Here is a 13,820-nt window from a genome sequence, read left to right as displayed (position 1 = left end):
TGCGACCGCCATTCAAGAAGGGGCCCGGTCGATCGTCTCTTCTACCGCAAGCAGGGCATGAATGGCTGCGACCACTTGCGCGCCATCGCCCACCGCCGAGGCGACGCGTTTGACCGATCCCGAGCGCACGTCGCCGACCGCGAAGACGCGGCGGCGGCTCGTCTCGAGCGGATGGCGCCCCTCCCCGGCTGATGGTCCGGTGCAGAGAAAATTCTTCGAATCGACCTTGAGCCCGGCAGCTGCAAGCCAGTCCGTGTTGGGGTCGGCGCCAATGAACGAAAACAGGTGCGTGGTTTCGTGACGGACTTCACCTTTGGTGAGGTTGTTTCGCCAGATCACGGCCGCGAGTGTTTCGCCACTGCCCTCGAGTGAGACGATTTCCGAGTCCACGACGAGGTTCACGTTGGTCAGTCCTGCAATGCGGTCGACCAGATAACTGGACATGGTCGCTTCCAGTGGCCGCCTGACGATCACCGTCACGGACCGCGCGTGCGTGGCGAGAAAGACAACAGCTTGCCCAGCCGAGTTTCCGCCGCCAGCCAGCACGACATCCTCTCCGGCGACCAGTGCTGCTTCCAGCGGGGATGCCCAATAGTGGACCGCGGAGCCCTCGAAATTTTCGAGGCCGTCCACGTCAAGTCGGCGATAGCGTGCGCCGGTCGCGATCACCACGGCGCGGGCCTGGACTGTTTCGCCGGTGGCGAGATCGAGCCGTACCGGGTTCGTGCTGCACTCCAGCCTGGTTGCTTCGTCGGGAATTGCCACTTCAACCCCGAACTTCTGCGCCTGGTTGTAAGCCCGGGCCATCAGCGCCATTCCCGAAATCCCGGTGGGAAAACCCAGGTAGTTCTCGATCCTTGCCGAAGCGCCGGCCTGGCCACCGAATGAGCGGCAATCCAGCACGAGGACCGACAATCCTTCTGAACCGGCATAGACGGCGGTCGCAAGTCCCGCTGGCCCCGCCCCGACGATAGCAACGTCGAACACCTTGTCCTGATCGATCGGCCCGACGATTCCGATGCACCGGGCAAGCGCGCTCTCGCTCGGATTGCGCAGCAACTGGCCACCCGGGCACAGCACGATCGGCATTTCGTCGGCCGAGACGCTGAACCGTTCGACGAGCGCCCTTGCCCCGGCATCTTCAGCAGGGTCCAGTTGCTGGTGTGGGTGTCCGTTTCGCCCGAGAAACCCCGCCAGATTGAGCACGGCGCGGTCGCCGGCATGGCCGACAATGACTGGCCCCCCGGCCCCGGATTCGATCAATCCTACCCGCCGCAGGATCAGCGCGCGCATGATCCGCTCGCCCAGATCCGCCTCCGCAATCAACAGCGCCCGCAGGCGCTCCGGCGGGATGATCATGGCTTCGACCGGCGTGAGAGCATGGGCATCGACCAGCGACGGCCGACCGGAAAGCTGCGCGAGTTCCCCCATGAACGAACCCGGCCCGTGGGTGACGATGTGCAAGGCCTCACCGTTGTCGCGCTGGGTGACCTCGACCTTGCCAGACAGGACCAGCGTCAGGCCGTGGCCCGCTTCTCCGGTCGATACGATGGCCGTCGCAGTGCCAAAATTGCGCCGAGTCCCGAAACGCGCAAGCCGGGCCATTTCGCCCGGCCCGAGCGTCGGAAACATCTGGTCACCACGCTGTTCGATAATCGTCTGAGGAACCTTCGCCATTCAACGTTACTTCCGATGCTGGCGCCGCTTGCCTTGGGCAAAGCGCGGGATGGGGCCGATCCGTTCGGTCTGGCTCGGCAGCGGGACGACCGCTTCGTCGATGTAGCACCACCTCCAACCGTCCGGCGGGTCATAGCCTTCAACATCTGGATGCTGCGAAGTGGCAAAATGCTTCGAAGCATGGCGATTGGGAGAACCGTCGCAACACCCGACATGCCCGCGCGTCCGTCACCGTCGCGGTATCGGTCATGGCTGATCTCCTCGACTGAGCGTTCCCTTTCCGGCTTCGAAAAATAGTGCAGTTTCCGAATGGGCGGAAGGAAAAATGGCTTTCCGTCACGTCCCGGCGAGTTCTGCGCAGACCCTCGCGATCTTTCGGCCTGAAATTGGCTTCCGGCCTGGCGTTCAGGCGGGAGGTGACCCGACGATCTGCGCCAGCGGGTTCGGGTTCGGCTCGCCAACCTTGAACAGCGTGTTCTGGTCCTTGTGGTTGAAGATACCCTTCTGCCCCCGCACTGCCATCAGCGTTTCGGAGATGTAACTCCACGAGCCGTCAGGGTTGAACGTGACTTCGATCGAATAACTATCCGTACGGAAGGCCTCCTCGAGAAATGTCGTGGAGCAGATGCCGTAGTCGGTTTGTCCCCGCGTTGCGGTCAGCTTCAGCCGGGTCGCGTCGGGCGCGGCGAAGCCCGATGCAAGCGCAACCTGGCCGCGCGGAATCGCCACCGTTTGCAGGATAAGGCCCGTCGCTGGTTCATACAGCCAGTAGCCGGTCTGGTCGTGGAAGGTGGCGTCCTCCTCGGGCGTGTTGATGTGGAGGTGGTAGCGCAGGCCGTAGAACAGCTGCGGACCATTGGCCTGGGCATCGATCGGATGGGCTTCGAACCGCTCGCTGAAGACGCGGCGCTCGGGACCGTCGGCCTTGGGATTGATATCGACTCCCCGCGGTCCTTCGCTCGACCAGATACCGGCGAGCCGGCGCAGCGGGCCAAGCTGGGCCAGAGTGTCGGGGCTGGAATCGGGTTCGGTGAAAATGTCGTCCGGAATTTTCGCCATCGTACTGTCCCGCAGAAGTGTTGCTTCCGCGATATGTCAGGGCGTCACCCCCCGCAAGCGCGGGCGCCATATCCCTTGCGGATCGGCCGTAGTTCCATGCTTACTGCGTGAGCAGATGCCTCTGGAGAGCGGGGGCCAAGGTACGAAGGGGAGTGTCCGAAGCGACGCATGACCGCTGATAGCGAGCCTGGTGACGGTCGCGGCACTGTCGGTCTTGGTGTGGAGCGATCCGGTGGGCGGGCGTCCCGGCCTGATCGCGGTCCTCATTGTCGTATTGCTGACAGCGCTTTACCATGCGTTCGTGCGCGATCGACGGATCGATGGGTGGAGCCTTGCCGGCCCGCCTGGCGGGGAAACCGCGATCTGACCCGGCTGCACCGCAGGGCTGTTATCGAAGCGGTACGCTCAAAGCGATCGTCATGCCCGCGGCCACGCACGCCAGACCGGTCACCAGTGCCACCTTGCGGCCGTGCGGCAACATCTTCTCAGCCGCCACCAGAAGCGTGAGCAGCGCAATCCAGGCCAAGTTCATGACTCCGCCCACGAACAGCAGTGCCATCAGGATGCCGCAGCAACCGATGCAATAGCAGCCGTGAACGACACCCATCCGCGCGGCCCCCAACCGGCCGGGGCGGTAGTGGCGGCTGAGGAATTGCGCGGGGTTGCGGCAATGGCGCAAGCACACATCCTTGACCGGGCTGAGCTGGTAGAGGCCTGCGGCCACCAGGATCAACGCTGCCGGCCAAGGGCTGTGCGTCGCCATCAGCATCGGGCTGAGCGCTCCACCCTGTTCCAGCAGCAATTGCAGCGCCGCCGCCACCAGCGAGAAGCCGGCCCAGGCGACCAGATACCCGGTAAGGAAGCTCGCCGTGGCGGGCCGCGTGGGTGCACGTCCGTGCGTTGCCGCGCGCGCATAAAGCAGGATCGTCGGTGCGGCGGAGGGGAGCATCATGGCGATCATCATGATCAGCCACATCGACGCGGTCGGCACAAACTGTCCCGCCGCCCACCAGGTTGGGCTCGCCATCGGCATCGCGGGCATCGGGCCGGAATTTGCGCCTGACATCGCACCCGCAGTCATCGCGGCGCGCGCACCGAGCGGCGGCAACGACACGACCGGCGCCATCCCCGTTCCGGCGCCGTCGATCAGGGAAACCCACGCCAGGAGCGAAAGCAGGACAAGGGCAGCGATCGACCACGCCCGGTGGCGTCGCAGTGCTGCCTCGAGCGCAGAGGGCATCAGGCCCTCACGACTCCATGGCTATCGAGATGCAAGTGGGCGAACTGGCCGTAACTGGCCGTATGCTCGAGCGTCATGGGAGCGATCGACCGGCTGGTGCCCGATCCGATCTCGGCCACTTCGTATTCGAAGCCATCGGGAAGCCGGATCTGCGCGCGGATTTCGGAACCGTCGACCGGACTGCGAATGGGCACACCGTCCATCGCCACATGTCCGTCGATGCGCAGGCGGCCCGTGCGCCCTTCGACGTCGACGATGAACTCGATCGGCGTGAAATTCGGCGCGTGCATCGTCTCGACCGTCGCTGCGAAGACCGCAAATACGGTTGCCATCGGATCGGTATCGCCGCCGGTCATGATCGTCAGCAAGGCATTGCGTTGTGCTTCACTGGCCCGTTCATCGACAAAGGCCGCGCATTCGCCTTTTCCTTCGTGGATCGGGCCAGGCCACCGGAAAACCGCAGCAATGTTCAGGTCCGCAAGATCGGTCTGGTCATGGAAACCTTCGTCGATGGCCATGGCGAATACAGCCTGGCAACCACCCTTGTCGGGCAGTCCGCCGAACTGGCAGTTGCAGCCATATTCGCAATTGCAATTCGCGAGTTCCCGCCCCTTCAATTTCCAGTAGGCCATTGCGCAGTCTCCCACGTTTTGGGTTTGCCATATGCGTATCCGGTCGACTGGACTTCGTAGCACACTCAGCGCGGGAACGGGAGCGCTCCGAAGCAAGACTTCCGACCCCAAGCCGCCTGCGATGACCGACGGGCTTGAGGAATATCTGGGCGGCGGGTTTGGTATCGCACTGAGGGTGGAAGCGAACGCGAACGGGATCCGTTTCCCCAGCGACCACTACTTCCTGCGCATCGGCGCACATCGCCTTCGTCTGCCCGCGATGATGGGCCCGGGCGCGCTGACCTCGACCACACCGATCCTGGGCATGGCCGCTTCGCCTTCACGCTGGCCCCCGCCTGCCAAGGTGCGCGCATGGAAGGGCGCACCAGCAACTTCACATTTCCGGGTCCCGACAGCCCCCTGCTTGCCAAGCTAGTAACGAGCACCGACGGAATACCCGCGATGCCACCTGTAAGGGGACCAGATTGGTAGCGGAGGAGGGTTCCATATTTTACCGGTAACCGTCTGAAACTACGCATTAATGTTTCCAAATCCGCCGAAAACCACCCCCAATTTGTTCCCTTTGCGACGAACCGTGCCAATCCACCGCCAAACAGCGCTTCTCATCTATCACCGGGCAATCGACGACTATTTTGAGCTGCCGCGCGGGCACGCAGGAATGCGTTCAAGCTGTCAACGAATACGATCCGTGCCTTACCAATCTTGACCGTCTCGATGTCACCCGAGGCAATGAGCCGGAATATCTTCGACCGGCACAGCCCTGTAATGCGCGCGGCATCGTCGACCCGAACGGTGATCGGTTCGACATCGGGTCCCCTCTGCCCATTTCGACTCCTTACCGACACTACGCGGCTAGGCCTTCCGAGCCCGTGCGAAACCGCGGTCGCTTTCGAGGAATGCAGCCAGCATGTGCGGAATGAGGTCTGCGACCGCTTCGATCTGGCCATATTCCGCCTCATAAGCCGCGGCGTAGTCCTGCAACGACTTTTCAAGATTGGGCGTCAGCTGGATCGTGCATTTGACGAGGGTACGCTCGGGCAGTTTGGGGAGCTTCAGATTTCCCATTAACGCCTCCAGGGTTTCAGGACGAGATCCTTGTGGACGACAATCCGAAGCGGCCAGCCAGGCCGCACTTTGAGCGTTGGCTGCACATCGAGATTGCGGGCGACAAGCTGATCGCCGGCTCGGGCACCATTCTGCTGCGTGGATTCGCGGACGGCGCGCACCAGATCGCTCTCGCTGCTGCCCCATCCGAGTTCGGTTCCAACGCCGAGCAGCGTCGAGAGAGCGACGCCCTTGAGAAGCTGCCATGTGTGCCGATCGACCCGATCAGATAGCCCGGCATAGCCCTGTGTATCGCTCGCCGGGACGTTATCGATCCTGATCGACGCGCCATCGGGCAGGATGACCCGCTGCCAAACGACGAGCGCCCGGTTTTGCCCGAAGGCAACGACACTGTCGTAACTGCCGATCAATCGCGAACCTTGCGGGATGAGCAATGTTCGCCCGGTCACGCTGTCATAGGCGTTTTCGGTCACCTGCGCGGTTACAATGCCCGGCACATCCGAGTTCAGCCCGGTGATGAGGCTCCCCGCGATGATGCTTCCCGCCTGGAGCGTCCACGGGGACGTCGGAGCTTCTAGCTGGTGAGGATTCGCATCGCCGCGGCCATTCGCTCGACCGACAAGCTCGTTCTTGCGCATCTGGCCATTGGGATCTGCGCCCGTCCCGGACGGCGCGGCCTCCGCAACGGGCGGTGCTGGCAATAATCCGGCATAGGCCGCCGGACCCGCCGCCGCATTTGTCATTTGCAGCATGACGCCGGATTCGCGGGCGGTGCGTTTCTCGGCTGCGAGGCGCTGGCGCTCGGCTTCGGCCTCCTGCGCGGCACGCGCGGCCGCCTCGGCTGCAGGATCGGTCGGCATTGCCATGTCCATCTCGCGTTGCTTCTCGAGAATGGGGCGGCCGAGATCACCCGGCAGCGGCGCCCCCAGTTTCGGGATATCGCCGTAACTCGAAGGTGCACCAGCGAGCGCGTCGGAAGGCGGCTTCGCAGCAACCGCCCGGTCGTCGCCCGGCGTCATCGAGCCGAGGCTCACGGGTTTGAGCGCCAGCCAGGCAGCGCCCGCGATCAACGTCGCGCCCGCCCCGCCGATCGCGACGATCACGCCGCGGCGGAAGCGCGTGGCACGCACCGGGCTGGCGCGTAACACCAAGGTCTCGGGGTCGACCTTCGGCGAATCCGCATCGGGCGGTGCGGTGGTGTCGGTCATGCCCCCCTCCCGCTTCCCGCTGGCTTTTTGCCGGCGCGGGTGATGCGGACGATCTTCTGCTTTTTCGCACCCAGCCGAAGCTCGGCGGCAGCGAAGAGGCGATCGACGACATAATAGCGACCCGCGACCCGGTAGTTGACGAGCTCGGCCTCTCCTTTCCCGCCAAGAACGAAGAGCGGCGGGGCTTCGCCAGCCCCGATGTCGGCAGGAAATTCGATCCAGGTCTGACGGCCATCATCGAATGCGCGCAGTGGACGCCATGGCGGCGAGTCACCGCTAATCCGGTAGCCGAAATCGAGGCTTTCGATCTCGATGCCGGCGGAGACTGGCTGTGCGGCTTCCGCTGTCTCGCGCCGGCGCGCGAGCGCAAGCATCTCGTCCTGCGGATAGGTCCAGCGTATCGCCGTCATCGCTGTCGACGCCGTGCTGGTCAGCTGGACGTGATAAACGCGCCGGTCGGTCGTAATAACCAGATTGGTCGACAGCCCCGACGCGAAAGGCTTCACAAGGAGATGCGTGCGCTTTGCCTCGCCACTCCCGCTGGTCGTGTCGCCCACGGTCCAGCGCACCGTGTCGCCTGCGGCCACCGACGTTAGCATCTCGCCGGGCTGCAGCGCGATATCGCTGACGCGCTCCGGCGCGGCGAAGAGGCGGTAAAGTACGCCTTCTCCATAGGGGTAGACTTGCACCGCGTTGATGTAACCCGACGGCGATGGCTCGCGGAGTGCGGCCCTGTTGGCGTGTGCGACCCCGGGAGGAGCCTGCCCGAAGACAGGCGGCGCGAGCGCAGCAAGGCTCACGCAAAAAAGAACAGAACGGATCATTGGGCTTCTCCTTTGAAAGCGGGCCCCGTGGGCGGCATCGATACGGCAGGCGGATCGAGCGGCGACCCCAGTGGAACAGCCGGCGGCGGCATGGGCACAGCGTCCCGTCCTGTTCGCAGTCTTTCCGATAAGCCCGGATCGGCGCTGGCAGCCGCTGCGGGCGCCGCCGTCTCGAGTTCGCGGCTCCAGTCGATGGCGTCGACATAAAGGCCGAGCGGATTTCTGCGCAGGACCTCGGCGGAGCGTGGCGGCTGGAGCTTGATCGTCACGACCGCCGTCCAGCGCGATGTTCCCGCGAGGCTGCCGCGATCAAATGCCTGCTCGGTCCAGTTGATGCGAAAGCTGGTCTCCGAGGCGCGCACGACGCTCGTCACCTGCACCGACACGGTGCGCCGACCAACCTCGGCAAAGGGGCTCGAGCTCCGTGCATATTCGCCGAGGAACAGGGCGCCGCGCTCGCTGGCGAAGTCGTAGGCCGACAGCCAGTTCTCGCGCATCAGCACCGCGTCGAGCGAGCGCGATCTTATGTCGGTGATGAAGCGGCCGAGATGCCAGGATATCTGCGGATCCGTGGGGCGATATTCGGCGCCTGCCGGCGCGACGGCCTGCGCCCGCCCCAGATTGTCGACTTCGACCACATAAGGCACGACGCGGCTCTGCATCGATTGCCAGACGAGCGCGACGGCAAGACCAGTCGAGAGGAACAGTCCGCCGAACGCCATGAGGCGCCAGTTCCTGGCCTGCACGCGCGCCGATCCGATGCGCTCGTCCCAAAGCTGGCCGGCGCGTTGATACGGGGTGACGGGTTCGGGCGTCTGCCCATAACGCTGCAATGCGCGTTTGAATCGCATGACTTAGTCCCTTTCGTTGATGTCGGGTGTGATGCCGGCGCCGCCGCGATCGCCGTCTTTGATCGTGTGCATCGCCATCTGACGGCGGTGGCGGGCGCTCTGCTGGCCTTGCAGGCGCTGCGCCCATGCGGGTGCCGCGTCGGATGCGGCGGGCGCGGTGGTCGATGACGGACCGCCGCCCTGCGTTGTGCCCGCATTCCAGGCGGCCTGACGCCCGCTTGCCGCGGCCGTATCGAGACCGGCGGCTGTACGAAGTCGATTGGCGGCAGCACCACTGGCTGCGGTTGCCATCCCGCCGATTCCGGCGCGAATCGTGGACGAGCCCGAGGTTTCCTGCCCGAGCTTGTAGGCCGTTCCCGCCGCGCTTCCCATCGATGTGCCGGCACGGATCGCGCCGAGCCCTGCACCGCCCACTCCTCGTGCCGCAGCCACCGCGCTGGCTCCGCCCATGGCAAGGCCGCCGGCGGCGAGCGCGGTGGTCGCGATCGCCGAGCCGGCGCCGAGCTGCGGTGCTCCGGAAACGAGACCTGATGCAATCGCGGGGCCGAAGATCGCGAGACCGAGAAGCGCAAGGCTTGCGAGCATCAGCGACACGGCCTGTTCGATCATCACCTGGTCGTCGCCGAGCGCAGTCGTAAACTCGGCGAAATAGTTGGAGCCGATGCCGACGATGACGGCGAGCACCATGACCTTGATGCCCGAGGTCACCACCGACCCGAGGACACGCTCGGCGAGGAAGGCGGTACGGTTCCAGAGTGCAAAGGGTACGAGAACGAAGCCCGCGAGCGTCGTCAGTTTGAACTCCAGAATGGTGATGAACATCTGCACCGCGAGTACGAAGAAGGCCGCGATGACGATCAGCCAGGAAATCAGCAGGACGGAAATCTCGACGAAATTCTCGAAGAAGGCGATCGGTCCGACCAGCTCCTTCGCGCGTTCGAGCAGCGGCGACGCCGCGTCGAATCCGACCCCGCCGAGGCGTCCCGGGAGCAGCAGGTCGTTCGCCCCGATCGCGCTGCCACCGGCGGTCAGGCCGAGACCGGCGAAGGAGCGAAAGATGATCTCGGAGAGTGACTGGAAATTGTTCAGGATCAGCGCGAAGGCGCCGACATAGAGAATCTTCTTCAGGAACTTCGCGATGATATCATCTTCGCCGCCGAGCGCCCAGAAGAGCCCAGCGAGCGTGATGTCGATGCCGATCAGTACCGTGGTGAGGAAGCCGACATCAGGCCCCAGCAAGCCGAAGCCGCTGTCGATGTAGGCGATAAACGCCTGCATGAACTGGTCGATGACGTTGAGATCGTCCATATCGCGATCCTCCTTCGAAATTTTGTCGCGGGGACCGGCGGCCCGGAGAGGGACGGCCGCATAAGTCCCCGCGACGGGACAGGCGTGGGCGGGGGAGCGGTGCGGCCCGTCCTGCCCCAAGCGGTCAGCTCAGGCTCAGCGCGGCGGGGTCCATGCCTTGCCGTCGCCGAGGAAACGGCGCGTCGACTCGCGGGCTTCACGCGCGATCTGGGCGCGCGTAGCGCGTTCGAGCGCTTCGGCGCGGAATTGCGCCGCCATCAGCTGCTGGATCTGGAATTGCTGCTTGGCGGCGAGCGCGAGGAGCTGGTTGGTGGCTTGGCTCACTTGCAGGTTACCCGCAGCGCCTTGGCTCTTCTCGACGATGGCCTGAAGAACTTCGGCATCGCCGCGAATATTTTCAACGATGCCGCCCTGAACGCTCATCGTTTGGCGATATGCGGCCATTTCGTTTTCGAGCCGTTCCTTCGCGATCGCGATGCGTTCGTCGCGCCGAGCCAGATGCTCGAAGGTCGTCGGAAAAGCCTGTCGGAACTGCTCGTCGAGACGGTCGACCCGAAAGTCGATCCCCTGCGCCTGCCCCATCAACCGCTCGATGTCCTGCAGTCGCTGCTGGAGCGCCGACATCTGCGGGAAGTCGATCGTCTTCAGATTCTTCTGCTGGTTCGCCAACACTTGCGCTTCGTTCTGAAGTGACTGGATTTGCTGGTTGATCTGCTGAAGCGTTCGCGCCGCGGTGAGCAGATTCTGCGAGTAGTTGGCGCTGTCGAACACGGGGACCGCATGCGCAGACGGGACCGCGACGATCGTTGCCGGCGCAAGCGCGGCTGCCAGCAGGGCGAGGGTAAGCTTCTTCATGTTCATTCTCCTTCTTCGGGGGACGGGTCTGCGGGGGATTGAGGTGGCGCGAAGTCGGCAAGGAGTTCGGCGGCCCAGCCGAGGCCGGCGCCGCGGAGAAAATGCGCGGCGAAGTCGCCCACGCCATGTTCGGCGAGGATCGCGTCGATGCGCTTCTGCGTGTCGGGATCGGAGGCGCCGCACAGCGTTAGCCCGACGGACCCCAGCCCCAGTTCGAACAGCCGGTTGCCGCGCGCGGACTGGAGATAATAATGCCGCTTTGGTGTGGCGCGCGCGATGAGCTCGACCTGCCGCGCATTGAGTCCGAAGCGTGCATAGGCGGCCTCCGACTGCGGTTCGACCGCGCGGTCGTTGGGCAGGAGGATGCGCTGTGGGCAGCTTTCGATGATCGCCGGCGCGATCGCACTGTCGGCGATGTCGGCGAGACTCTGCGTCGCGAACACCACCGCGACATTCTTCTTTCGGAGCACTTTCAACCATTCGCGGATGCGCGCCGCGAAGATCGGATTGTCGAGAAAGACCCAGGCCTCGTCGAGGATGAGCAAGGTCGGCCGCCCTGTGAATCGCTCCTCGAGCCGGTGGAACAGATAACTGAGCACGGGCGCTACGACGACTGCCTGACCCATCAGCGCTTCGGTCTCGAAACACTGGACGTCGGCGACGCGCAAATCATCTTCGGCGGCATCGAGCAGCCGCCCGTACGGGCCCTCGAGCGTGTAAGGCGCGAGCGCCAAGCGCAGCGGCACCGATTGCAGGAGCAATGCGAGGCCGGTAAGCGTGCGCTCTTCGACCGGCGCAGTGGCGAGGCTCGTCAGCGCCGACCAGAGCGCCTCGCGGACCTCGGGGGTGACGGCTACCTTTTCGTGCGCGAGCAGCCCGGCGATCCACTCGGCCGCCCAGGCGCACTCGCCCGCCCGGTCGATCGCGCGCAGCGGCTGGAAGGAGATGGCGCCCTCGCCTTCCCCCTCGCCTCCGCCAAGGCCGAGCGCATGATGCGCGCCGCCCATCGCCAAGACCGCGGCACGCGCCGAGAATCCTTTGTCGAAGATATAAACCTGCGCGCCCTCGTAACGCCGGAACTGGAGGGCGAGCAGGCCGAGGAGCACCGATTTGCCGGCACCTGTCGGCCCAACGATCATCATATGCCCGACGTCGCCGACATGCGTCGCGAGACGGAACGGAGTCGAACCGCTTGTCTCGGCATAGAGCAGTGGTGGCCCGCCGAGATGATCGTTGCGTGCCGGTCCCGCCCATACCGAAGACAGCGGCATCAGATGCGCGAGATTGAGAGTGTGGACGAGCGGCTGGCGGACATTGGCGTAGACCTGCGCCGGGAGCGACCCGAGCCACGCCTCGACCGCGTTCATGTTTTCGCGGATGCAGGTGAAGCCGAGCCCGTTCACGATCCGCTCAACGCTGCGGACCTTTTCCTCGACGCGGGCGCGGTCAGGGTCCCACACCGTGATCGTCGCGGTCAGATGGCCGAATGCGACATGGTCACCGCCGAGCGCCTGAAGCGCGAGGTCAGCGTCGAACATCTTATTGTCCGCGTCGCTGTCGAGCAGCTGCGCCGGCTGATTGTACATCACCTCGCGCAGGAGCGCCGAGATCGACTTGCGCTTGTTGAACCATTGGCGGCGAAGCTTGGTCAGCGCGCGGGTCGCCTCGGTCTTATCGAGCGCTATGAAGCGCGTCACCCAACGATAGGAAAAGCCTTCATGATTGAGCGCGTCGAAGATGCCTGGGCGGCTCAGATTCGGGAAGCCGAGGACAGTGAGTGTCCGCAGGTGCAAATCCCCGAGCATCGGCTCGAGTCCGCCGACGAGCGGCGTGTCGGCGAGCAACCCGTCGAGATAGATCGGAGTCACGGGCACCGCGACGTCGTGGCGCCACGCCGAGATCGTGCCGTGAAGATAGGTCAGCGTCTCGGCGTCATCGAGCGCGCGCACCTCGGGCATGAAGCCGGCAAAGAGATCGAGCACGCGCTCCGTCTCGGCGACGAAGGCGGCGAGCGCCTGCCGCCAGTCGCGTCCCTGGTTGCCGTCGCTGCGCTCGACGAGCGCGCGTCCGGCACGGTCGGTCTGGTCGGGTTCGGCGAGGAAGGTCAGTGTCAGATAATAGCGACTCTCATAATGCGCCTCCGCGCTCTCGAACGCCGCGCGCCGTTCTCTGTCGACGAGCCAGGATGCGGCGTCGGGAAAGGCACTCGCCGGATAGCCGGGCGCTTCGCGGCGCTCGGCCTCGATGTGGAGCGCCCAGCCCGAACCAAAGCGCTTCAGTACATTGTTCGCCCGCGCCGCGACCGACACGAGTTCGGCCTCGGTCGCCGATTCGAGATCGGGGCCGCGGAAGGCGAGGACGCGGCTGAAGCTGCCATCCTTGTTCAGGATGACGCCCGGCGCGATGAGCGCGGCCCACGGCAGATGGTCGGCAAGCCGGTCGGCCTTGCGGCGATATTCGTGGAGCATCAGCATGAAAGTTGCCCCCGCTGCTTGAGATGCCGCATCAGGACGGGCGCGAAATCGGGATCGCGTTTCGCCGCCATCACCGCCGCAGTGTGGCCGAACGCCCAGAGCGCGATCCCCGCGACCCATTGCTGGAGGCCGAGGCCGAGCGCGGCGGCGAGCGTGCCATTGAGGATGGCGATCGCGCGCGGCGCGCCGCCGAGCAGGATCGGCTCGGCGAGCGAGCGATGCACCGGCGCCTCGAAGCCCTCGATATGCTGTCCGGCGCCGATCATGCGATGAGCGCCCCGCCACCGAAGCTGAAGAAGGACAGGAAGAAGCTCGAGGCCGCGAAGGCGATCGACAGCCCGAAGACGATCTGGATCAGTCGCCGAAAGCCGCCCGCGGTCTCGCCGAACGCGAGCGTCAGCCCGGTCGTGATGATGATGATCACCGCGACGATCTTGGCGACCGGCCCCTGGACAGATTCGAGCACCTGCTGAAGCGGTTCTTCCCACGGCATGCCCGAACCCGCTGCCTGCGCGGCTCCGCTGATGCAGAGGATCAGGCCGAGACTCCAGTAGGCCGCGGTCAGCTTGAGGAGTCCGGGGGCGCGGGCGCGGGCCTTGTCGGTCAGCCGCGCGGTGGCATTCATGT

16 protein-coding genes and 1 pseudogene are annotated in these 13,820 nt (G+C 64.9%); 2 read left to right on the top strand and 15 right to left on the bottom strand.

Annotated elements, in window-relative coordinates; translation table 11 throughout:
• Positions 1-12 precede the first annotated feature (12 nt).
• From NL2_RS08085 to NL2_RS08080, 3 genes and pseudogenes are all read right to left on the bottom strand, one after another.
• The gene (locus tag NL2_RS08085; protein ID WP_068073572.1) at positions 13-1,677 is read right to left on the bottom strand and encodes an FAD-dependent oxidoreductase; all 1,665 of its coding nucleotides are present in this window, start codon (positions 1,675-1,677) and stop codon (positions 13-15) included.
• 6 nt (positions 1,678-1,683) lie between these two features.
• Positions 1,684-1,884, bottom strand: a pseudogene (locus tag NL2_RS20725) (ubiquitin carboxyl-terminal hydrolase family protein); the annotation flags it as partial.
• Between the two features lie 198 nt (positions 1,885-2,082).
• Positions 2,083-2,736 (bottom strand): FABP family protein, encoded by a 654-nt coding sequence (locus NL2_RS08080; RefSeq protein WP_068073571.1) that lies wholly within the window; start codon positions 2,734-2,736, stop codon positions 2,083-2,085.
• A gap of 190 nt (positions 2,737-2,926) precedes the next feature.
• On the opposite strand from NL2_RS08080, the gene NL2_RS21115 reads away from it, so the two are divergent.
• Entirely contained in the window at positions 2,927-3,103 is a 177-nt protein-coding gene (locus NL2_RS21115; protein WP_157083094.1) for a hypothetical protein, read from the top strand.
• Positions 3,104-3,124: 21 nt separating this feature from the next.
• Here NL2_RS21115 and NL2_RS08075 read toward each other — a convergent pair whose 3' ends face one another.
• Both NL2_RS08075 and NL2_RS08070 read right to left on the bottom strand, forming a co-directional pair.
• The gene (locus tag NL2_RS08075) at positions 3,125-3,862 is read right to left on the bottom strand and encodes a DUF2182 domain-containing protein (protein ID WP_245647617.1); all 738 of its coding nucleotides are present in this window, start codon (positions 3,860-3,862) and stop codon (positions 3,125-3,127) included.
• A gap of 113 nt (positions 3,863-3,975) precedes the next feature.
• On the bottom strand, positions 3,976-4,608 hold the full coding sequence (locus NL2_RS08070) for a DUF1326 domain-containing protein (RefSeq protein ID WP_068073565.1): 633 nt from the start codon (positions 4,606-4,608) through the stop codon (positions 3,976-3,978).
• A 121-nt stretch (positions 4,609-4,729) separates the two neighbouring features.
• On the opposite strand from NL2_RS08070, the gene NL2_RS21110 reads away from it, so the two are divergent.
• Positions 4,730-5,023, top strand: coding sequence for a DUF4166 domain-containing protein (locus NL2_RS21110; protein WP_218006098.1), 294 nt, complete (start codon positions 4,730-4,732; stop codon positions 5,021-5,023).
• Positions 5,024-5,210: 187 nt separating this feature from the next.
• Here the strand turns inward: NL2_RS21110 and NL2_RS20720 are convergent, their stop codons facing one another.
• The 10 genes from NL2_RS20720 to NL2_RS08025 all read right to left on the bottom strand — a co-directional run bounded on the left by NL2_RS20720 (position 5,211) and on the right by NL2_RS08025 (position 13,818).
• Positions 5,211-5,555: a helix-turn-helix domain-containing protein gene (locus tag NL2_RS20720; RefSeq protein ID WP_081798938.1), complete on the bottom strand. Its 345-nt coding sequence runs from the start codon at positions 5,553-5,555 to the stop codon at positions 5,211-5,213.
• The gene (locus NL2_RS08065; protein WP_036524254.1) at positions 5,461-5,673 is read right to left on the bottom strand and encodes a DUF2274 domain-containing protein; all 213 of its coding nucleotides are present in this window, start codon (positions 5,671-5,673) and stop codon (positions 5,461-5,463) included. Before NL2_RS08065 ends, NL2_RS20720 begins: the two co-directional genes overlap by 95 nt.
• Positions 5,673-6,881, bottom strand: coding sequence for a TraB/TrbI/VirB10 family type IV secretion system protein (locus NL2_RS08060; protein WP_036524252.1), 1,209 nt, complete (start codon positions 6,879-6,881; stop codon positions 5,673-5,675). The genes NL2_RS08065 and NL2_RS08060 overlap by 1 nt, the downstream gene beginning before the upstream one ends.
• Positions 6,878-7,705, bottom strand: coding sequence for a P-type conjugative transfer protein TrbG (trbG, locus tag NL2_RS08055; RefSeq protein ID WP_036524250.1), 828 nt, complete (start codon positions 7,703-7,705; stop codon positions 6,878-6,880). Before trbG ends, NL2_RS08060 begins: the two co-directional genes overlap by 4 nt.
• Positions 7,702-8,556: a conjugal transfer protein TrbF gene (gene trbF, locus NL2_RS08050; protein WP_051586744.1), complete on the bottom strand. Its 855-nt coding sequence runs from the start codon at positions 8,554-8,556 to the stop codon at positions 7,702-7,704. Before trbF ends, trbG begins: the two co-directional genes overlap by 4 nt.
• Positions 8,557-8,559: 3 nt before the next feature.
• Positions 8,560-9,864: a P-type conjugative transfer protein TrbL gene (gene trbL, locus NL2_RS08045; RefSeq protein WP_036524247.1), complete on the bottom strand. Its 1,305-nt coding sequence runs from the start codon at positions 9,862-9,864 to the stop codon at positions 8,560-8,562.
• Between the two features lie 135 nt (positions 9,865-9,999).
• A complete protein-coding gene (gene trbJ / locus NL2_RS08040; RefSeq protein ID WP_036524810.1) occupies positions 10,000-10,719 on the bottom strand; it encodes a P-type conjugative transfer protein TrbJ in 720 nt (239 codons plus the stop codon).
• A 2-nt stretch (positions 10,720-10,721) separates the two neighbouring features.
• Positions 10,722-13,193, bottom strand: coding sequence for a conjugal transfer protein TrbE (gene trbE / locus NL2_RS08035; RefSeq protein ID WP_036524245.1), 2,472 nt, complete (start codon positions 13,191-13,193; stop codon positions 10,722-10,724).
• Complete coding sequence (locus NL2_RS08030; protein WP_036524242.1) at positions 13,187-13,459, bottom strand: VirB3 family type IV secretion system protein; 273 nt, start codon at positions 13,457-13,459, stop codon at positions 13,187-13,189. Before NL2_RS08030 ends, trbE begins: the two co-directional genes overlap by 7 nt.
• Positions 13,456-13,818, bottom strand: a complete 363-nt coding sequence (locus NL2_RS08025) for a TrbC/VirB2 family type IV secretion system protein (protein ID WP_439646887.1) — start codon at positions 13,816-13,818, stop codon at positions 13,456-13,458. Before NL2_RS08025 ends, NL2_RS08030 begins: the two co-directional genes overlap by 4 nt.
• Positions 13,819-13,820: the final 2 nt, after the last annotated feature.

Origin of the sequence: Novosphingobium lentum NBRC 107847, assembly GCF_001590965.1 — a bacterium.
GTDB lineage: Bacteria > Pseudomonadota > Alphaproteobacteria > Sphingomonadales > Sphingomonadaceae > Novosphingobium > Novosphingobium lentum.
Note: the sequence above shows the minus strand (reverse complement) of the source record. Positions and strands in the feature narration are given on the sequence as shown.